The sequence below is a fragment of the Vibrio xiamenensis genome (assembly GCF_900100015.1).
GTDB lineage: Bacteria > Pseudomonadota > Gammaproteobacteria > Enterobacterales > Vibrionaceae > Vibrio > Vibrio xiamenensis.
In genome coordinates, this window is the sequence record NZ_FNDD01000038.1 from 1 (window position 1) to 20413 (window position 20413).

Genomic DNA, 20413 nt, shown 5'->3' on the forward strand with positions numbered 1-20413 from the left:
AGCAAAAGGAACTGGTGCGCTATCGCAGATGGCAAAGAAATCGAAGAAGTGTTGGCGCATCATACAGATCAGCTTAATTTCACGTCACTAACCCCCAATCTTCAAAGAATCAATCACTTGATAAAATTCAGGGCAAATTTCTATGTTGACCTCCATACGGAATGGTCAACATTTTATGTGAGTAGCAATATTTACACGAAGTGACGAATAGGGAGAGTAATTATTGGTAAGAATGATCAGCTAAAATAAGGGAATGAGAGGCGTGGGTTAACTTTTATTAATGTAGCGTTCAGCATTAGAAAACAGCTTATCGCATACTTTTTTCTGAGCGATATACTCTGAAGAGTCTGCTTCCATTGAATCAAGAATGGCTTTGGCCTCTTGATATTCTGCGACCATAACTGCAAATCGCTCTTCAAAGTGGTTTTTTTGCGCTTTTTTGTTCGACTTTCGTACCGGTTTTCTCATACAGCTTTCTACCTTATAGATCCCAAAGTTTTTTTTGTTCGCGTTCTAGCAAAATGTTTTCTATTTTTTTTCTGACATCATGAATATTATTCGATTTCTCATCTGTGCTAGATTCCTTTACTTTGGCAGTTTTGGACTTAGAATTCGTGGATGGTTTTTTCATAGCTCAATCTCCTTGTCTAATTTTGAATATAAAAATCTCCCAAGACCTTTCCCTGTGAATCTTGAATTTCACCAGAATTGCTCAATTCGCAAAATGAAAAGTTTAGATCAAATAGGGGAGTGGTTATTCTAGGTAGAATATGACGTTTCAATACATCACTATTTAACTGATGTATAGTAGTAGACCAAGAAGTCTTACTATGATGAAGGTAATATTTTATTATGAACAATTAAGTTTTTGTCCTTTGCTTGTTTTTTCTTCACGCAGGACATAATACCAATATTTCTTACGAGTGGTTTTTCGAGTCATTAGACTCCTTATTAAGTTATAAAACAAGAAGATCCCTCCAAATTGGAGAGATCTTGCTAGAGATACTTATACTACAGTAACGTTACCAGCTTGTGGACCTTTGTTACCTTGTTCTACATTAAAGGAAACTTTTTGGCCTTCAGTTAATGTTTTAAAACCGTCGCTAGCAATTGAACGGAAGTGAACAAATAGGTCTTCACCACCATTGTCTGGAGTGATAAATCCAAAACCTTTTGTTTCGTTAAACCATTTTACTGAACCAGTTGTTTTATTTGACATATATATCTCGATACATTGATTAAAGTAAGAAGAAAGCTACTAAATAAGGAATGAAGAAAAAGGTATCGCAGAATAAATATGACGAAGTTAATCGAAAGACTGAGAAGATCTTGAACTAAATATGTTATCAATAGCTCTCTACTAGAGCTGACGACACTATACACTATGTAAACAGAATAGATATGTTTTTTTTAATTAAATTAAATGTTCAATAAAATCATTAGGTAAAAATTCACGACGAATTTTTAGGTTTTCTAGATTGGGAACGCGTAAAACCGTGCCAGATAGCAGGTGTAGGCAAAAGGCATTTCTGGTCACTTTTTGTTCCAACAAAGAGTGGCTGGTGCGCTAACGTAGGGGGTAAAACTGCCTCACCCAATGAAACAATTAATTGCAAACAGCAATTTAAACGCACCCTTAAACTAACTATCTCTACATCCTCAAAAAAATCATGTTAAATTAATTATCATCAATATCAATAGATGGCGAGATATTGATGGGTGGGATAATTTAATCACCGTGCGCTGAGCACGAACATGAGGGCATCAACCAAGACATGAAGTCACAACTCCAGTATTCAATCTACGAAAAATTGGTCAACGAAGAAGATGCGCGCGCTTGCAAAGCGATACCTGATTCTGCTTGCAAAGTGGTGCCGGGCAATTTTATCAAAATCATCTGTGCGCAGTTTCTCACTAAGCTTGGTGATGCGCTGATTAACCCTAAAGTCACGCTGCCTTGGATCATGCACAGCATTGGCGCGCCGCTGTTTCTGATTGGATGGTTGGTACCGATCCGTGAGGCTGGGTCGTTAGTTCCGCAGCTGGCAATCGCCCATTTTATTCGGCGCTTGCCAAGGCGCAAATGGGTGTGGGTGACGGGCAGTGTGCTGCAAGCGGTTTGTGTGATGGCCATCGGTTTGATTGCGATGAATATTGAAGGCGCCTCCGCAGGCTGGTTGGTGATTGGTGTGTTGACCATTTTTAGCTTGTCACGCGGTCTAAACTCGGTGGCGGCCAAAGATGTACTGGGTAAAACTGTGCCGAAAAATCAGCGTGGACGAGTCAATGGTTGGTCTTCAAGCGCGGCGGGGCTGGTCACCATAGGTTTGGCACTTTTGCTAGCGGCATCGGAGTTTTGGCACTGGCACAAAGGGCAGAGTTTCTACGCCACAAGCCTACTTTTGGCGGGGCTAGTTTGGCTGGCGGCGGCGCTGATTTATGGTCAGATTGATGAGTATCGCGGTGAAGTCGATGGCGGTCGCAACGGCATGTCACAAGCACTTAAGCAATTGGCGCTGATCAAAACTGATAAGGCATTTCGCCGCTTTTTACTCACCCGAACTCTGTTTCTTTCGACCGCACTGAGCGCGCCTTATTACCTCTTGCTAGCACAGAAAAATGCTGGCAGTTCGCTGTGGGTGCTAGCGCTATTTATGTTTGCCAGTGGCTTAGCGTCATTTGTCGCTGGGCCGTTTTGGGGCAAAATGGCTGACCGTTCTAGCCGCAGCGTGATGATGCTTGGTGCCAGTATGTGCGCGCTGGTAGGCATCGTGTTGTTTCTGTGCGATTTGTGGCTCGCTGATTGGCAATATTACTCATTGTTGATCGCCGGATTATATTTTCTGGTGTGTATTGCTCACGATGGTGTGCGCGTTGGGCGCAAAACCTATTTGGTCGATATCGCTGAAGGGGACAAACGTACCAGCTATGTTGCGGTGAGTAACACGGTGATTGGTGTGATGCTACTGGTGATGAGTCTGTTTGGCTTGTTGACTCAGTGGATAAGCCTTAGTGCGTTAGTGCTGGTGTTCGCCTTTATCGTGCTATTGGGCGTGTGGATGGCGAAACAGCTACCGGACGTCAATGGTTAAAGTGATTAGCGCGCCAAGTGGCACGCTAATGCTGTTACGAAGTAATATTAGCGATTCAATCCGGCCAACTGGCGCGTAATATCGGTTAACGCGCTCCAATCTTTATCACCAAGCCCATTAGCGTTCGCGGCGATCAAATTGTCTTTGGCGCCTTGGATGGCCGATGGCTTGACGCCGCAGTCAGTAAAGGCTTTGTCAAAGATGAAAGCATCTTTAAGCCCGGCACTTAAATTAAATCCTACTGTGTCAAAATCGCGTGTAGCAATCTTGTGCGCGTATTCGACCATCGCGGTATTACCGGCGAAAAACATCTGCGTCACCTTGAGCAGTAACGCTTGGTCGAGCTGACTTTTTTCGCCATAAGTAAATATTTCTCCCAACATTGCCAGTTGCGCCATCGCCATGTAGTTCACGCAGATCTTCATAGAGTTGGCCAAATTGCCTGCCTCACCGACAATGATATGTTTCACCGTGTAAGTTTCGACCATAGCTTCAATCACGCGAATCGCGCTTGCATCACCGGCGAGAAAACTGATGAGTTTTCCAGCGTTTGCGGCGTCAGGGCGGCCGACTACAGGCGCTGCAATGTAGTCGCAGCCAAGTTGCTGATGTTCGGCTTGCAGTCGGTCTGCGCTCGTCGGCTGAATGGTGGTTAAGCCAACGTGAATTTTACCGTTTAAGTTGGCACTAAATAGACCGTTCTGGCCTTGGCAAATTTCATCCAGCGCATTGTCATCAAGTACGCTGCTAAAAATAATGTCTGATTGCTCGGCCAGTTGTTTGATTGAGGTGGCAACTTGTGCACCTTGGTCTGCAAATGGCGTGGTTTTCTCTATTGAGCGGTTGTAAACCGTGAGTGAGTAACCCGCGCGTTGCAGGTTACTGCAAATGCCTGAGCCCATTTTGCCAAGACCAATAAAACCAATTTTCAGTGTTTGCTTATTCATATCGTTCACCTTATTGATGTTGATGTTGATGTGAATACAGTAAACCTAGCAGTTTTCGGCGCCTTAACAATTGTTAATGGATCAGGATTTTTTATTACGAATGCGGCTGAGTGAAACCGGAGTTATGCCAAGGTAAGTCGCGATATAGTGGTGCGGAACGAGGTCAAAAATCTCCGGCTGAGTCTCTAACAGTTCTTGATAGCGCTGCTTGGGAGTGTTTTTGATGCGCGAGATAAACAGCGCTTGGTAGTGATATAAACGCTTGGAAATATAGTTATCGACTGCTTGTTTGAACAAGGCGTTGCTCGCAAGTAAGCGAGTGAGCTCTAGTTTGGTAATGACGCGCAGCCGAACGTCACTTAAGGTTTCGATATTGTAGAGCGCAGGCAGTTCGTTGGTCAGGCTTTCAAATGAGGTGGCGATGTCGCCAGCGAAAAAAAACTGGAAGGTCACATCGTCGCCGTGATTATTAAACCAAGACCGCACACAACCTGTTTCGACGATGAATACTTTATGACAAGTCTCTCCTTCACCAAGTAGCGTGGTGTGCTTTTTTACATGCTGGATATGACCAAGCTGCAAAAGCATTGGAAATTGCTGGATGATATTGCTCATTAAAGCGTGCATTGTTGGCTGATTGGATTGTCATCCTAGCATATCCAAATCGTGAGCAAAGTGGATCTCGCCCTTTTACTTAAGCGAGATCCCTAAATGACTAAGCCGCGCGCGGGTAGGTTTTACCTTGTGTGTTGAGCTGGCGCTTCTTCGCCGTGCGAATGTGAGTGGTGTATAAGGTCAAGCCGGTAAAGGCGAGGCCGCCGACTAAGTTACCGAGTGCGGTTGGAATTTCATTCCACATTAAGTAATCCATGATCGAGAAGTTTCCACCCATGATCATCGCAAACGGGAACAGGAACATGTTGACCACTGAATGTTCAAACCCCATGAAAAAGAACAGCATGATTGGCATCCACATCGCGATTACTTTGCCGCCGACGTGAGTTGAAATCATCGCGCCGACCACGCCCATCGAGACCATCCAGTTACACAACATGCCGCGAATGAAGATCGACAGCCAACCTGCGGTGCCGTATTGCGCATAGCCCAGTGTACGCGCTTCTCCAACGCCTGCCAGTTTAACGCCAACCGCATTGGGGGCGGTATTAAAGCCCATGGTGAAAATGAACGCCATCATCACTGCCACAGTTAATGCGCCGGCGAAGTTACCTGCAAATACTAGACCCCAATTACGCAAAATATTGGCCACAGTTACGCCTGGACGTTTGTCTAACCAAGCAAGCGGTGTCAGCATAAACACGCCAGTGAGCAAGTCAAAGCCCATCAAGTACAGCATAACAAAACCGACAGGGAACAGCACCGCGCCAAGTAGTGGCACGCCGGTTTGTACCGCCACAGTTACCGCGAATACAGCCGCGAGCGCCAAAATCGCGCCCGCCATATAAGCGCGAATTAACGTATCACGAGTCGACATATAAATTTTTGCTTCGCCAGCATCAACCATTTTGCTGACAAATTCTGAAGGAGCTAAATAAGCCATGATTCAATCCTCTTGAAAATCGAATAACTCGCTATCAAACCTAAAAAGGCGCCCGCTCCTCACTGGAAAACCAGTTGGAGACAGACGCCTTTGTCCAATATTGAGTCACAGTGTTCGCCTTCATTGGCGATTGCATTCAAGCTAAAGCAGTATATGTGCCAGAAGGTAAAGGCATTAATTTTCAATTTCTTATCTAACTTTTTTATTCTTTGCATAACTCTGACGCGTATATGTTGGCGCATGTGGATAGCAAATAGTGCAGCAGCTCTACCCCCAAAGGGGTAAGGCGCGAATGAAAAGCAGCAGGAGGAGTAAATCTGTTTAATTTCGCTCAGGCTTGAACAATAACAGTGGGCATTTTTGACAAACGGTGGACAACGGGTGCGACGATTTATAGTCTAGTGATCGTTTGAATTTTATCCATTTCCAATAAGGCGGTTTTCAAACTCGTGGTGAAGCGTAAAGTTAAACGTAGAAAAAATATCGCAGTAGCAGGCGTTTTTGCAGTGATTAAACGACGCGTTAAGCGCTGGTTGTTAACCTTGATTGCCTGTTTGCTTGGTATACCAGTCGTTTTGGTATTGGTGTTTAAGTTTATTAACCCGCCGTTTTGGGGCTGGGAAATAGCGCGTACGTTTTCGCCGCCTAAGGGCTACCCGGAACATTCACAGCATCAGTGGGTGGATATGTCGGCGATCGCAAAAACGATGCCGTTAGCGGTGATTGCCTCAGAAGATCAACGTTTCTCTAAGCACTGGGGGATTGATGTTCACGCGCTGATTTCGGTGCTTAAAAATAGTGGTGAAGATGGGCCGAATCGCGGTGCCAGTACCATCACTCAACAAACCGCTAAGAACGTATTTTTGTTTCCCAGCCACAGCTATGTACGCAAAGCTTATGAGCTATATATCGCGCTGCTTCTGGAAGCGATTTGGGGTAAACAGCGGATTATGGAAGTGTACTTGAACGTGGTGGAATTTGGCCCAGGTATTTATGGGGTCGAGGCGGCTAGCCAACACTATTTTGGCGTCTCCGCCAAACACATCAATCGTTATCAGGCCGCGCAACTAGCAGTCGTGTTGCCCAATCCATATCGTATTCAACCAGTGCCGATGACGTATTACGTGCGCCATCGCGTGTCATGGGTATTGCGACAAATGCGCAACCTCGGCGCAGTGTCTTTGTAAGGCGAATATTCAAACCTCAGTGACTATAAAGTATTGAGCCATAGAAAGATGGCTCAATACACATTATAAAGAGTGGCAGTCAAGGAGTTCTATCTGGTGAGTATTTCTAAGTTCGATAAACAGTGGCAAGTTGTCGACCGCTCGCGGATGAATATCATGGTAGAGAATTATCCCTTTGCGCCAGAGTAACATTAATGTGGTAACACGATCGTGAACTTGTTGATTACTCAGTTTTTTATTCCAATCTTGACTATCAATATTCCACAACATTACCCGTTCATTATGTTGTTTCAAATTAGCGATTAGCTCAGGCGTACGCTGCCCATAGGGCGGCCTAAACCAGCGCATGTTTTGACTCGCTAACTTAGAGCGCATTTGGTCCAAAGACTGTTGCCAAAACTGCCAATTTTGATGGCTTTTATGTTGTTGACCGTGAGATCCAATACATTGTTGAGAATACTCGTCGAGCTTCACTGAGCTATGATCCAAAGATTCTCCAAGCACAAAAAAAAGCGCATGGATGTTGTTGTCGTTGAGTTTAGTGATGAGGTCGCGAGTTAAGTTATGAGTTTGATGAGCGACCACCTTATCGGTTGAAGGTCCGTCGTCATAGGTAAGAAGAAACTGCTTGTCTGAAAAATCAAAACCATCCTGCTCACTTTGTGAATCAAAACGTTCTATTTCACTGCTAATGCGGGGAAAGAGAGCCGCGAGCCTAACTTGTTCATAAAAATAACGTTGGTAAAACGCTAAACTAGCAAGCCGCCAATCGGAAAATTTGCTTGTTTGTTCAAATGTCTGACTGTCACGAACTAAGTCCTGCCATCCTTGTACCTGGCACTGTGGGCAAGCTTTACGATAGTTTTCCAACAAGTGTATTTTGGTCTTCGCTATCCAGCGATGAACCGAGTGAGTATCGACCTTAGTTATGCCGGTGAGGGTTTGGATCTGTTCAATATTGTCGAGGGATTGATTGGCAATAACTGATGCGAATCTGCGAATTTCAGCTGCGGATGCTTGGTCAAATGCAGAAGATGAGTTAATCGCCTTAGGCCAAGTACTGCGGTCTATTGTTGCAATTTTGGCAGGGCCAGCAGCCTTGGTTGGCAGTGCTAAGCTACTTAGCAAACCCAAGATCAATAAGCGGCCATATAGGCCGCTTGTACTTTTCATGATTTACCCTTACTGACCGAGTTTCGCTGTCATACGAGCAATTCCTTTGTCGTATGCAGAATGCTGGCGCAGTGCTTTAGCTGAAAGGTAATTATCAAGAGCATTTTGCCAATCTTCATTTTTTTCGTAAATACGGGCGATGTTGTAGTAGCTGCTGGCTTGAACGACATGGTTTCCTGATTGTGCAGCAATTTCTATCGCTTTACGGTTTGCCCACAACGCTTCGGCATTACGATTCAATTTTTGATATGTCAGACCAAGATTACTGTACGCTTGGCCAAACTCAGGGTAGAGATCGATAGCATTTTGGAATGCATACATCGCGTCTTCGCGCTTATCTTGATGGTATAGTTTTTCGCCGAGTGCATTGTATTTGCGGGCTTGACTGATGGTCTGCGGGCTAATCGTAGTGCTGTTTTCAAAACTTGGCTGAGCAATTAATTCGTTGAGATAACCAGCAACCTTGCCACTGGTCAACGTCAGATATTTATTTATATCGTGAAATGCACCTTCACCATCGATACCAAATACTACCCAAGTTGTTCCTTTGGTCGTGTTATTCACCTGGTAACTACGAATTCGAGTTTGCCCTACATAAACATCGACGCGGGCATGGCTCTTAGCCAGGCCTTTTGAGTCAAGTCTACCTCCATTACTGAAGTCTTGAACTGCATATACATAGCGCTTGCCGATTTGACGTTTTTGAAGAGTGACTGTTTCTGGGCCAAAACTCGAGGTGTCATCGACATCCAAATTAGAACCATCACCTATTTTATGCTTAAAAAATACGTGGTTGTCGCTATAGACAAGATGTGAATCGAGATCGGAAGGGGTTCTACCCCAAGTCAATACAACACGCATGCCATCAAGATTATTCATTACCGGAGACAATGCGTACGTAAAACCATCACAAGGACAGTTGACGACTAAAGTGGAATAGCCAGGTTTACTAATCAGCATTGTCGTTTCGTTGTCGTCACGAATGCCATTTTGATTCGCTATACCATTGCTTTGGGTCTGAGTGCGCTGCGATCCTTCACCATTTCTCTGCCAAGTGACGGTTGCATTTGGTATGGTTTTGTCTTTTACTACTGCACTTAAAACGGTGATTTCAGTTGCCTGAACGGTTGCTGATAATGCGCCAAACAGGCTGAGCAGACTGACATAATGCAATGGGTTAAAAAGTCGCTTTTTCATAAAACACTCTTATTTGATTCAATTTCCATTTTTATTGCGACAGACCAGTCGGCATATTAAATTTATCGTTTATTCAATAAGTTGAAGGGCAAAGTGCTTTCCTAATCGTTCCATTTGTATCTGTTCGCAGGACTTCACTATTTTCCATTCTGGCGATTGCGCTGGCCATCGCATAAGTTGGGTCGATCTTGTATTGCTCGATTCCATTTGGGCATAATTCGCCCCGTTGTACTTGCTCAATGACGCCAAGACAATATCCAATGCGCAGAGCATCTTCACGAGATGTAGTAAAAACTGACCACCATTTTTTTTGCCCATTTTCGTTATAAAGTTCGGTATATTGCTGGCAAGAATCGACTAAATAAAATGCCCTTTGGTTAACATCAAAAGAAATGGCATAGGTATTGAGGCTAAATAAAATTATAAAAGGTAAAATGAATATTCTCATGTGTTACCTGCATCGGGGTAAGTTGGAGTTAAAGATATGATTTTATATCCAATGAATAAGTTTATAATAAAACTGACGTTCCAAATAATATCTTTAATGTGTGAGTTAATGAGAAAGTAGAAGTCTGCACTAGCGTAGTACACAACCAATATCAAGTGCATTGTCATCCATGTTAGACCAAAATAACCTATATAAAACAATGGAATAAATATACACCTCAAAATGCTTTTGTTTGTAACCGATAGTTTTTTTAATGTTAAGTAGTAATAAATGAAAAGCGAAATAATAGAGACTGTTTTTATTAACGACCAGTTCCAGGATGAATATATTGAAGATAATCCTTGGTCTAAGTTATTTAAATAATCGGTGATGGGTAAGATAATAAGTGTTATCGCTGAGGATATAAGTAAAATGATATTCCACAGTATATGAATGAGTAGTTTTGAATACTGAAGTGGTTTAGAATTCTGAAATGGTTTGAACGTCGCTCTGAATGAAGATTTCATTTAGATATGTTTATTCGTTTAGTATCAATATGTATATCTTAAGCGACGTTAAATTCGAAACGATTAAATGATCGATAGTAAGCAATAAAATTTTAGTTCCTCAGCTGATGATTACGCGCTTTGCTGCTCCACTTGAATGTGTTTTAAGCGTGTTAGGCTCAGCACTAAAGCAAAGGCAACTGCAATACTGGCACTCCACAACGCCAGTGACACTAAGCTTCCAGACATTGATTCGTTGCCATGATGTTTAAGAAGCCCAAGCGACAAAATTACGCCGATAAATGCGCTGCCAAGGCTTTGGCCGAAGGTGCGCATAACCGCAAGCACTCCAGAAGCGTAACTGCTGTATTCGCGCGGAGCGTTACCCAGCATTTCACGGTTATTTGGACTCTGAAATAAGCCAAAGCCCACTCCGCACACAAAACTGCGCAGACAAATATCCCATACCGACGGAGAACTCGGTAGCATGGCGAGTAGCGCGAGTCCTGCGCCAAACACCAATAAACCACAGCTAGAAATGAGCGCAGGATTTTGTTTATCGGCAAGTTTTCCAGCTTGCGGCGCAGCCAAGATAATGCCCAGCGGCCAAGGTACAAATAGCAGCGCCGACATCAGTGAGCTGTATCCGTAGACACCTTCATACAAAAATGGCAGCGCGATAAATGTCATGCCCTGAGCCACAAATGCGGTACACGATGTTCCTGCCGCTAGAGAAAAGCGTCGGTTGGAAAACATATTAAGTGGCATTAAAGGGTGAGCAAAACGGCGCTGACGCACAATAAATCCAATGCCGCAGAACAGTGCAATCAAGGCGTAGCCCCAGCGGTATAAACCTAGAGTATTGGATACATGCGAGGAAAAACTGTTAGCGAACAACACAATGCAACCCAGCGTCAGCGCGGAGAGTAGTGCGCCTAAATAGTCAAATGGGCTTTTATCAGTGGGAGCTGAGGCAGGCAAATAACGTAGCGCCAAAACCGTTGCAAGTAAGCCCAGTGGAAGGTTTATCGCAAACAGCCATGGCCAGCTGACGGAGACCAACAGCATCCCACTGAATAATGGCGCGGCGGCGGTGCAACTGGCTATCAGAAGGGCGTTCATACCCAGTATTTGGCCGAGTAAGCGATTAGGAAAAATGCTGCGTAACATGGCCGGTACGATACTCAGTGTCGCGGCGCCGCCAATCCCTTGAATAAATCGCATGGTGACTAACATCTCTAGCGATGTTGACATAGCGCAGCCAAGCGATGACAGGCTAAATACCATTAATCCAGCGATAAATTGGTTGCGAAAGCCGTAGCGTACTGCCAAAGCAGAGAAGATCGCCAGTGACATTGCTACGGCGAGTAAATAACTGTTGGCGATCCATACCGCGTTTGCTGCCGTGGAGTTGAGCGCTTGAGCCATTTGGGGCAGAGCAATGTTGATCATCGAACCATCAAAAACGCCTATCGCTGTGGTGACCATCAGCGCCAGCATGGCAGGCAGTCGCTGCGGACCTGGTAGCCCTTCATCATCAGGGTGGTCACTAAATAACGTCATAGGTTTTCTCCAAATTTGGTCGATAAATGAAGTCACTGTGGCAGTATAAGTGGGTTATATATATGGCGGAAGGCGCACGGATGTAACTATATCATTGCGTAAAACGCCGTATCTAAATCACAATAAACACCAACAACGTTGCCAAGGTGTAAGCATGACCACTCCAGATATGAACCTTTTGACTGCGCTCGATGTGCTGCTTTCAGAGCAAAGTGTTACAGGTGCTGCAAGGCGCCTCAACTTGAGTCATTCGGCGATGAGTCGTACTTTAAGTCGGCTGCGCGATGTCACTGGCGATGCGCTGCTAGTTCGAGCGGGGCGCAACATGGTGCTCACACCGTATGCAGAATCGATTCGCGCTCAAACCAAGCAAACCGTATTTGATGCCTTGGCGATTTTGCAGCCGGATTTGCACAGTTTGAACTTAACTCATCTTGAACGCACATTTACGCTCCGTGCCAACGACGGTTTTATCGACGCGTTTGCCGCGCCGTTGATTGCTTATGTGGGTCAGCATGCACCACACGTGAGGCTGTGCTTTTTGCCTAAACCCGAGAAAAGCTCGGCAGCATTGCGTGAAGGACAAGTGGATTTGGAAATCGGGGTGGTGGCCAACATGGGGCCAGAAATACGCACCAAAGCGTTGTTTCGAGATCGGTTTGTGGCGGTGGTCAGCAAACAACATTCGCTCGCCAAGCTGTCGGCTTTGAGCTTAGAGCAGTATCTCAGTGCCAGTCATATTGTTGCCTCTCGGCGCGGTGAATTTAGTGGTCCAGTCGATATTGCACTCAAAGCGCTTGGGCTGCAGCGCCATATTGCTGCGACTGTGCCTAGCTTTCCTGCGGCGCTTGCAATCGCGCATGCATCTGACCTAATGGCATTAGTGCCGCGATCGTTTTTGATTCACGAATCGCTTGGTGAGTCGAACGCTCGTTTTGTGGCGTTTGAACTGCCTGTCGAAACGTCGGCGCTGACGGTGTCACAAATGTGGCATCCTCGCCAACAAGGTGATGCCGCCCATCGCTGGTTAAGAGAGGCGCTCGAAACGGTTTGTCAGCAACTTATGCGATTTGAGGGCTAGCTTGTAATTGGTATCGTGAATTTCGCTCAGTAAAAAGGCCGCTCAGCAGCCTCAAATAATAGAAACGGGTATCTATTTATCACGATATTTTTGAATGCAGAATGGCGCTTTTTTACTGCGGATTATTCTGCATTTTTTGCTTTGCTTCTTCGACTTTTGAGAAGTCTAAGCCAAGCTCTTCTACGGCTTCTTTAATCAAAGCCGGGTTTTGCATGACTTGTCCCATTAAGGCTTGCAGATCTTCTTGAGGCAGACCAAGCTGGCTGATGGTCGCCATAGCTGCGAGTGGGTTTTGAGTCAGAGCCTGAAAAATGTCGTTAATTTGTTGGTCGCTGATATTGTTGTCTTTCAGCAGCGCAATAATTGGGTTCATTCGCATACCTTTGGGCTGGTTAATGATATCGCTGGGCAGTCTATCATTAGGTGATTAGCGTGGGTACTGCTAATCCTGGCTCGATTACACAAAAGCGGCTGAAATCAAGCCAATCACACCACCAAATACCCCGCCCCAAACCACGAGCCAACCTAAGTGCTGTTTGATCATTGCCTGCACCATCTCTTTGACCATTTTCGGTGTTAGTTCATTTAGGCGCTGGTCGATGATGTTTTCGACATTGGCTTGAATTTCTTCGATCATCGCTGGAGATTCCAACTGCTCTTTGAGGGCATTTTTGACGGTATCACTGCGGCTAATGTCAATCACAGACTGCTGCATTTTCTCCACGAATGGCTGCTTCATCGGTTGCAGTGCTTCGGCGCCACCTAACATCGCCAGCATGCCACCAAACGAAGAGTTAGTGATCACTTCAACCAGTGAATCGAATGCTGGGTTGAAGTCGATTTTTTCAATTACAGGTTCTAAATTTAAGTTCTTTTCGCCAGCCATCTCTTTATTTAGAAAACGGTCGATGTTCTGCGCAGTGAAAAATTGCTCCATCATCAAGGTTTTAATCGCTAACTTAAATTCTTCAAAACGTGCTGGAATCACGCCCGAACCATATAAGCCCGGCACTTTTTCAAACAACATATGAATCGCTAGCCAGTTGGTGATCGCGCCTGAGAAAGCAAATAGGCCAGCATAAAGGGCGAGGGTGTTATTGGTGAGATAACCAAGGGCAAGCAAGGCTAAAGCGGCAAAGTTGGTAATAAAACTCTTATTCATGATGATGTTAGTAACGATTCGATTGAAAAATATCGCTAGAGTATAGAGTTGCCCCCAAAGCGAAACAAGCCCTCAGTACTTTAGCTTGCGATGACAAATAGCTTTGGTTCACGGATATTGATGCAATAATCATTATTCTATCTGATGCTTATGAAGTATGAGTAATTTAAGTCCTTAGAATAAGAGATTTACAGCTAATAAATATTTATTATGGGTTTGAGAATAATAATAAATTTCTTTTATAAAAGGTTGTCTATTGTGTTGAATCTATGTCGAGGTTATACATTTCCTAGATGGAAATTCAGGTTCCGAAGGAACGTGACTTTATGTAATCAAGACAAATGTATAAGCATTGGTGACCTATTTACACACTGACATGTGATTATTTTAACTCTTAGGTTTTTAATGAGTATCTACCTCATAATCTTGTTGGGGAAGTATTTAATTGCAATGACATTTGTAAATTATGGTTAGATTAAATTTCTTTTTGGTGAGAAAAATTTATGAATGGAATTAGTGTTGATAAAAGATATAAAGGACTACATTATGAAGTCGGTCAACTTCCTAAGAAATTAGTCGATTCCACATTGTATTGGCAGTTACCTCATGATGTTAGACGATGCATTTATTTTTTGTTTTCTCCGATTCGTATAGAACGTTTGCGTCGGTTTAGAACTCAAAAGCCAGAAAATTCTAATGCGCAGAGTCTAAGACCTTTTTGCGATACCAAATCTATCTTTGTCCATATTCCGAAAGCTGCCGGGATATCGGTTGGATTTAGTTTGTATGGCCGAAAAACAGGTGATCATCGAACTATTTTAGACTACCAATTATGTTGTCCAAAAAAGGAATTCGAATCTTTCTTCAAATTTTCGTTTGTCCGTAATCCTTGGGATAGGGTTTTTTCAGCTTATTCTTACTTGAAAAAAGGTGGCAGAAACAACCAAGATCTAGAATGGTCAAAAAAATATTTGTCTCAATATAATAGTTTTGAAGAGTTTGTTACTGACTGGATTAATGAAGATAATATTAATCTAGGATTACATTTTAAGCCTCAGTACAAATTTATTTGTAGCCAAGGTGATAAACTGGAAGTTGACTTCATTTGCTATTTTGAAAACATAGAAGATGATTACAAATATATACGCAATAAACTTAATATTGGTCAGGATTTAGTTTTTGAGAACAAAACAACGAGTAAAAAGAAAGATTATCGAGATTATTATACTGATGAGACGAAAGAGATCGTTCGCTCTGTTTATCAAAAGGATATCGAACTCTTTGGCTATAATTTTGATGGCTCATCGTTGCACAGTCAGTTAGCTCAGCGAGCTAAGAACTTTCCAGATGCACCTCAAGTGAGTAAGGACAATACACCACAAACAACGAAGTAATTTGTCGAAGCTGAAACTCTTCCATTTTGTCATGGTATGTCATTCAGAAAGATTTCTATAGCCAATTTGCAACCTGATGCATATTGGCTATACCTAATTTAAGTCTTTCGAACGGGTGAATAATAATGAAAAAGTACTTGTTGGCAGTGTGTGGCATGTTGTGCTCAATGAACCTTTTTGCTCAGGAACTAGGTGATGGCTATTTGGGGCTGAGCTATAGCTATATCGACGCTCAAATGAGTGCCAATGTCGCAGGAACCGATTACGATTTTCACATGAGTGATAACGCGATGATTGGCATTTTGTTAGGTTACTCCTTCTCTGAGAACATCAGTATGGAAGTGCGTGGTTACGCTAATGCACGTAATGGAACATATGGCGGCGTGCGCGAAGCCATTGAACGACAAGTGATGGGGCTAGGACGCTTTATCGTACCAGTCCATCGATTTTTTGACCTCTATGCGGTGATTGGATACGGCACCGTGGAAGTTAAAGCACTGCAAGATAGTTATACCGATGAGGATTTTGTGTATGGTGTCGGTATGGCGGTGCGCAAAGGTAGCCCGGTGAGTTTAAATGTGGAGTGGCTGCAACTCTATGATGATGAAACGACGGTTTCTGGTAATTCCTATGCACTTGACATGTCCACAGTGAATTTAAACTTAGTCTTTCAGTTTTAATGGTTAAATAGAAAAACGGCGGAATACACCGCCGTTTTTGTGTTTTTAAACCGATGCAATACCTTCGCTGGCGAGGTCTTCTGCTACCTTATCATCACCGATAAAACCGCCTGTCTGATGCGCCCATAGCTGAGCATAGACACCATTTTGAGCCAGTAACTCTTGGTGTGAGCCTTGCCCAATCACTTAGCCTTTATCGTTATTTGCCGCCAAACATCGACTTTCACCAGTGATAATTTCTGCTAAATTTAAATTAAGCCCGAAATTTTCCTTTTTGCCCTGCAATTCGCTGTGTAATTCAGCAAAAATACTCGCAACATTATGCTTACAATTGCGGATATTGATGGATCGGAAATGAGTGTGTTGCAGATGTTACGAGAACCTTCTTACTTGGCGAACAAAGAGGTCGCATCGGTGCAAAACGCCAATTGTGTGGTCATGGTACCGCCGAAAGAATTTAAGTTTAATGCCGAAACTGCGGCGGATAATGAGTTCCAAAATCAGGTCAGCTTGACGGACAGCATAGTACGCCTGCAGGCGATGACGGAATTCGATGCCATGGTTGCGACGCTGCGCGCGGAAGGTGTGCAAGTAGTGGTGTTTGATTATCCAGAATCTAAGTGTGAAACCCCAGACGCTGTGTTCCCCAACAACTGGTTTAGCACCACCGCAAACGGAGAGTTTTTCACGTTTCCTATGGCATGTGAAAACCGCCGCCAAGAAGTGCGCCCGGCAGCGCTGGTGGAAGCGTTAACCGCAGCAGGTCGAACAGTGGCGAAACAAGACTCTTTGGAGTCTTACCTTGATGTTAACGCGCACTTAGAAAGCACCGGCGTAATGGTGATTGATCATATCAATCAAACCATTTATGCGGCGCTGTCACAGCGTTGTGACCGTGAAGTGTTGGAAGATTATGCCGAGCGAATTGGCTATCAAAAAGTGGTGTCGTTTCAAACTGCGCTGCCATCGGGGAATCCGATTTACCACACCAACGTGATGATGGCGATTGGTGAGCGTTTTTGCGTGATTTGTGATGAAGTGATTCCTGAGTTTGAGCGCCGTTTTGTACTCAAATCTTTGGCGAAAGACAAACAAATCATCTCCATTTCGATTGAACAGATGAACCAGTTCTGCGGCAATATTTTACAACTTGAAACCGCCAGTGGTGAACGCGTGATTGCTATGTCACAATCGGCTTACGATGCGTTTTCAAGCGCTCAACGCGCGCAATTGGCAAGCCACGGTAAGTTACTGGCGTTTGATGTTTCAACCATTGAAAACATTGGTGGCGGCAGTGTACGTTGCATGCTAGGCGAAGTCTTTTTGCCCAAACGCGGCTTATAAGCATGGCTCTTTAAGATAAAACTTGTGAAAAAACGCCCTTTGATTGGGCGTTTTTTTATGCCAGTTGATCAATTTTCGGCTTGGGCAGCAGACAGCGCTTTGATGTGTTCAATCAATTTATTTAGCGCCGGCTTGAGCGGTCTGTTGGCATACGCGATTGAGATATCGATAGAGTGACGCCTTGGCGTTAGCGGCTTAAACACTAGGCCGGGCTGATGCAAGGTGTGTTTAAGTGCGGCAGGCATAATGGAGACACCTAATCCACTACTGACCAGAGCGAGCACCGACATAATGTTGCTTTGTTTACTGAGAATTTGCGGTTCGAAACTGGCCAGCAAGCGAATCGCTTCCGCGCCATCGTTGTGCGGTGAACCGGAATAGGTGATAAACGGTTGATGTCTAAGCTCTTCGATATCGACACTCTGTTGTTGGCTGAGTGGATGTTGCTCCGGCAGCGCCACACATGGCGGCCAAGCTTTGAGCTTGATTGTGTTGATGGAGCTTGGAACATTGAGCGAAAAGGTGGTCAGAAAGCCAAGATCCAAATCGCCACTTTGCAGGCTTTCCAATTGGCTAAACGGATCCATCTCTTGTAACTGCAATTCTATATTCGGCTTTTGGTGGCGAAAGCTTTGCAGGTAAGTCGCAAGCAGCCCCGAATAGGTCACACTGCCGGTATAAGCAATCATAAGTTTGCCGACGTTGCCTTGCTGGGCTTCTTTCACCACACGCTCGGCCTGTTCTGCATAATACAGTGCTTTTTCAACTTGGTCGCGAAACAGTTGTCCTGCTTCGGTGAGTGCAACGCTGCGACTGGTGCGCTCAAACAGCGCGGTACCGAGCTGTTGCTCCATCTTTTTGATTTGAATACTCAGAGCTGGCTGAGCGATATGCAGATTTTCGGCGGCGCGGCCAAAATGCAGTTCTTCGGCGACAGCGACAAAATAACGAAAGTGGCGTAGATCCATTTTTTGCATCTATAAAGTGTTTTCTTCTATTACGTGCTTACTTCGATATATTGACTAAGTCGATATATCGATATTCTTTTTTATATCAATAACCGTTTATATATATATTGGTATAAATCATTTCAAATTCATAAACTGTGACTTAGCGCTGGTTTGTTGTTGGCTTGACCAAACTGGCGATCTTTTCGCATCGAACGCAATACAGTCGAGGGTTTATGTCTCAACCATCTATCGTTACATCGACACTGCGCCAATCGAGCCCGAGTGCCATTTTAACTTGGGTGCTTGGTGCACTGTCGGTGTTCGCTCCATTTTCAACCGATATGTACTTGTCGGGATTTGTCGATATCGCTCATGATTTTGATACCGATATCGCTAGCGTGCAGCTGACCTTATCAACCTTCTTTTTTGGTCTTGCGGTAGGGCAGCTATTTTATGGTCCAATCATTGACCGATACGGGCGTAAAAAACCATTACTCTTTGGTATCGCTTTGTTTGTTGTCAGTTCGATACTGATTGTCTGGGCGCCAAATATAGAAGTATTTATTGGTTTGCGTTTACTGCAAGCGATCGGTGGTTGCTCGGGCATGATCATCAGCCGAGCGATCATTCAAGACTTGTATCACGAGCGCGAAGCGGCCAAAGCGCTGTCGCTTATGATGGTAGTCCAAACTGTCGGGCCAATTACCGCTCCTGTAGTTGGGGCATATTTGTTAGTGTTGGGCGGCTGGCAAGCGGTATTCTATTTTCTGATCGGATTTGGTTTGGTGTGCGCACTGCTGACAACTCACAAAGTACCGGAGTCACTGCCCGTTGAGGCTCGCCAAAAACAAGGAATAGGTGAGCAGCTTGGCGTGTTCAAAGGGTTTATCCTCAATCGCCGCTTTATTGCGCCAACCCTTGCCGGAGCGATGTCCAATGCGGTGATGTTTTGTTTTATCAGCGGTTCACCGTTTGTGCTGATGCAACTCTTTGGTCTCAGCCAACAAGCGTATGGTTGGATGTTTAGCGCCACAGCGCTAGGGATGGTTGTCACCAGTCAAGCCAATCGCATGTTACTAAAACGCTTTACCGCAGGCTCTTTGTTCCAAGCATCGATTGTGATTTCTCTGGTCGCGAGTGTGGCGTTAGTGTTGCTGCGCAACACCGAATCACTGTGGCTGTTTATGATTCCATTGGCGATCTGCGTGTCGATGGTGCCTATGGTGTGCGCCAACTCAATGGCAATCGCGATGTCGCAAAGTGGCAGCGGTGCCGGGACGGCCTCTTCACTTATCGGCGTCACTCAGTTTGCGATGGCGGGAGCGGTGAGCGCATTAGTTGGCGCGTTACATAACGGCACGTCACTTCCGATGTGCGGGATGATTTTAGCCTGTACGTTACTGGCATTTATTATTAACCGCTTTTCGCGTTAGTAAATGGCGTTGCCAAGCAAAATTTAAAGCCCTACGTAAGCAGGGCTTTTTATCATCACCACATTCATTGATTAAGGATTATTGTGCTCGAACCCAAACCTCGGCAAAGTTGTCGCTACTGGTTCGTACGTCAATACTAAACAAGCTGTCGTTGTCGATTTGCAAGGTGGCGTAGTTAACGCTGCTCGCCTCAAAACACTGTGAATCATTGAGTTTGAGCTGTATTGCCGCGCCGCTAGCAAGTTCAAGTAACTGGCCTTGGGTTTGGCAGCTCTCACCAAAGATGGTGAATTCTCCGGAGCTTAGTACCTGCATCTGATACAAGGCGTTGTCGACTCGCGCTTGGTAAGTGCCGGCAAACTCGGCGACTGGCGTAGCAAGCTCATTCACTGTCGTCATGGCGACGCTGCCCATAGGCGTTTCACAGTTTAAATCGCTGGATTTGTACTTACACTCAATGTTGATGGCAGAAAATTCAATTTTCGAGCCGTGATGGGTGCCCAAATACGAGCTTTGATGTTCGCGCTCATCCCAGATTGTCAGTAGGGGTTTCGCATCATCGCTGACCGTGACGTCGATCTGCTGAGGAATCTGCTCTTCACTCCACGCGATGCCTTGGTAAACGCCGGAGATGCTTTTGTGCGCCTCGGCTTCGTTACAGCCGGCAATGGTCACCGCGCCAACAACCACCAGCAGAGATTTGGCTAAGTTAGACATAC

At 44.7% G+C, this 20413-nt stretch carries 22 protein-coding genes and 1 pseudogene; 8 read left to right on the plus strand and 15 right to left on the minus strand.

Translation table 11 applies throughout. The features are described from left to right. A partial coding sequence (locus tag BLS03_RS25845) for a hypothetical protein (protein WP_218122036.1) occupies nt 1-204 on the plus strand: 204 nt, incomplete at its 5' end. Nucleotides 205-267: 63 nt separating this feature from the next. On the opposite strand, the gene BLS03_RS22240 is transcribed toward BLS03_RS25845, so the two are convergent. From BLS03_RS22240 to cspE, 3 genes are all read right to left on the minus strand, one after another. Continuing rightward, nucleotides 268-468 carry a hypothetical protein gene (locus BLS03_RS22240; RefSeq protein WP_093279075.1) on the minus strand — a complete coding sequence of 67 codons (201 nt, stop codon included), beginning with the start codon at nt 466-468 and terminating at the stop codon, nt 268-270. Nucleotides 469-481: 13 nt separating this feature from the next. After that, on the minus strand, nt 482-631 hold the full coding sequence (locus BLS03_RS25740) for a hypothetical protein (RefSeq protein WP_176765670.1): 150 nt from the start codon (nt 629-631) through the stop codon (nt 482-484). A gap of 375 nt (nt 632-1006) precedes the next feature. Then, entirely contained in the window at nt 1007-1219 is a 213-nt protein-coding gene (cspE, locus tag BLS03_RS22250) for a transcription antiterminator/RNA stability regulator CspE (protein ID WP_093279077.1), read from the minus strand. A 556-nt stretch (nt 1220-1775) separates the two neighbouring features. On the opposite strand from cspE, the gene BLS03_RS22255 reads away from it, so the two are divergent. Continuing rightward, nucleotides 1776-3092: an MFS transporter gene (locus BLS03_RS22255; RefSeq protein WP_093279078.1), complete on the plus strand. Its 1317-nt coding sequence runs from the start codon at nt 1776-1778 to the stop codon at nt 3090-3092. Nucleotides 3093-3139: 47 nt separating this feature from the next. Here BLS03_RS22255 and BLS03_RS22260 read toward each other — a convergent pair whose 3' ends face one another. From BLS03_RS22260 to BLS03_RS22270, 3 genes are all read right to left on the minus strand, one after another. Continuing rightward, nucleotides 3140-4039, minus strand: a complete 900-nt coding sequence (locus tag BLS03_RS22260; protein ID WP_093279079.1) for an NAD(P)-dependent oxidoreductase — start codon at nt 4037-4039, stop codon at nt 3140-3142. Between the two features lie 81 nt (nt 4040-4120). Next, complete coding sequence (locus tag BLS03_RS22265; RefSeq protein ID WP_245696775.1) at nt 4121-4654, minus strand: Crp/Fnr family transcriptional regulator; 534 nt, start codon at nt 4652-4654, stop codon at nt 4121-4123. Nucleotides 4655-4754: 100 nt separating this feature from the next. Beyond that, nucleotides 4755-5597, minus strand: a complete 843-nt coding sequence (locus BLS03_RS22270) for a formate/nitrite transporter family protein (protein ID WP_093279081.1) — start codon at nt 5595-5597, stop codon at nt 4755-4757. A gap of 509 nt (nt 5598-6106) precedes the next feature. Here BLS03_RS22270 and mtgA point away from each other — a divergent pair. Continuing rightward, the gene (gene mtgA / locus BLS03_RS22275; RefSeq protein ID WP_093279116.1) at nt 6107-6784 is read left to right on the plus strand and encodes a monofunctional biosynthetic peptidoglycan transglycosylase; all 678 of its coding nucleotides are present in this window, start codon (nt 6107-6109) and stop codon (nt 6782-6784) included. Nucleotides 6785-6847: 63 nt separating this feature from the next. Here the strand turns inward: mtgA and BLS03_RS22280 are convergent, their stop codons facing one another. The 4 genes from BLS03_RS22280 to BLS03_RS22300 form a co-directional block, all read right to left on the minus strand. Next, the gene (locus tag BLS03_RS22280; protein ID WP_093279082.1) at nt 6848-7957 is read right to left on the minus strand and encodes a polysaccharide deacetylase family protein; all 1110 of its coding nucleotides are present in this window, start codon (nt 7955-7957) and stop codon (nt 6848-6850) included. Between the two features lie 9 nt (nt 7958-7966). Beyond that, complete coding sequence (locus BLS03_RS22285) at nt 7967-9154, minus strand: tetratricopeptide repeat protein (RefSeq protein WP_093279083.1); 1188 nt, start codon at nt 9152-9154, stop codon at nt 7967-7969. Nucleotides 9155-9227: 73 nt separating this feature from the next. Next, on the minus strand, nt 9228-9602 hold the full coding sequence (locus BLS03_RS22290; RefSeq protein ID WP_093279084.1) for a hypothetical protein: 375 nt from the start codon (nt 9600-9602) through the stop codon (nt 9228-9230). 617 nt (nt 9603-10219) lie between these two features. Continuing rightward, nucleotides 10220-11650 (minus strand): MFS transporter, encoded by a 1431-nt coding sequence (locus BLS03_RS22300; protein WP_093279086.1) that lies wholly within the window; start codon nt 11648-11650, stop codon nt 10220-10222. 154 nt (nt 11651-11804) lie between these two features. Between BLS03_RS22300 and BLS03_RS22305 the strand changes: the two genes are divergently transcribed. Then, nucleotides 11805-12731 carry a LysR family transcriptional regulator gene (locus tag BLS03_RS22305; RefSeq protein WP_093279087.1) on the plus strand — a complete coding sequence of 309 codons (927 nt, stop codon included), beginning with the start codon at nt 11805-11807 and terminating at the stop codon, nt 12729-12731. A 112-nt stretch (nt 12732-12843) separates the two neighbouring features. On the opposite strand, the gene BLS03_RS22310 is transcribed toward BLS03_RS22305, so the two are convergent. Both BLS03_RS22310 and BLS03_RS22315 read right to left on the minus strand, forming a co-directional pair. Then, nucleotides 12844-13104 (minus strand): DUF2999 family protein, encoded by a 261-nt coding sequence (locus tag BLS03_RS22310; protein WP_093279088.1) that lies wholly within the window; start codon nt 13102-13104, stop codon nt 12844-12846. An 84-nt stretch (nt 13105-13188) separates the two neighbouring features. Beyond that, nucleotides 13189-13893, minus strand: a complete 705-nt coding sequence (locus BLS03_RS22315; RefSeq protein WP_093279089.1) for a DUF445 domain-containing protein — start codon at nt 13891-13893, stop codon at nt 13189-13191. A gap of 503 nt (nt 13894-14396) precedes the next feature. Here BLS03_RS22315 and BLS03_RS22320 point away from each other — a divergent pair. Then, nucleotides 14397-15287: a sulfotransferase family 2 domain-containing protein gene (locus BLS03_RS22320; RefSeq protein WP_093279090.1), complete on the plus strand. Its 891-nt coding sequence runs from the start codon at nt 14397-14399 to the stop codon at nt 15285-15287. A gap of 125 nt (nt 15288-15412) precedes the next feature. Then, entirely contained in the window at nt 15413-15967 is a 555-nt protein-coding gene (locus BLS03_RS22325) for an outer membrane beta-barrel protein (protein ID WP_093279091.1), read from the plus strand. A 45-nt stretch (nt 15968-16012) separates the two neighbouring features. Here the strand turns inward: BLS03_RS22325 and BLS03_RS25505 are convergent. Beyond that, nucleotides 16013-16153, minus strand: a pseudogene (locus BLS03_RS25505) (hypothetical protein); the annotation flags it as partial. Nucleotides 16154-16336: 183 nt separating this feature from the next. On the opposite strand from BLS03_RS25505, the gene BLS03_RS22335 reads away from it, so the two are divergent. Next, nucleotides 16337-17311: an arginine deiminase-related protein gene (locus tag BLS03_RS22335; protein WP_093279117.1), complete on the plus strand. Its 975-nt coding sequence runs from the start codon at nt 16337-16339 to the stop codon at nt 17309-17311. Between the two features lie 68 nt (nt 17312-17379). Here BLS03_RS22335 and BLS03_RS22340 read toward each other — a convergent pair whose 3' ends face one another. Beyond that, the gene (locus BLS03_RS22340) at nt 17380-18279 is read right to left on the minus strand and encodes a LysR substrate-binding domain-containing protein (protein ID WP_218122037.1); all 900 of its coding nucleotides are present in this window, start codon (nt 18277-18279) and stop codon (nt 17380-17382) included. A gap of 215 nt (nt 18280-18494) precedes the next feature. On the opposite strand from BLS03_RS22340, the gene BLS03_RS22345 reads away from it, so the two are divergent. Continuing rightward, nucleotides 18495-19694 (plus strand): multidrug effflux MFS transporter, encoded by a 1200-nt coding sequence (locus BLS03_RS22345; protein ID WP_093279093.1) that lies wholly within the window; start codon nt 18495-18497, stop codon nt 19692-19694. A gap of 78 nt (nt 19695-19772) precedes the next feature. Here the strand turns inward: BLS03_RS22345 and BLS03_RS22350 are convergent, their stop codons facing one another. Then, nucleotides 19773-20411 (minus strand): hypothetical protein, encoded by a 639-nt coding sequence (locus BLS03_RS22350; RefSeq protein ID WP_093279094.1) that lies wholly within the window; start codon nt 20409-20411, stop codon nt 19773-19775. Between the last annotated feature and the right edge of the window lie 2 nt (nt 20412-20413).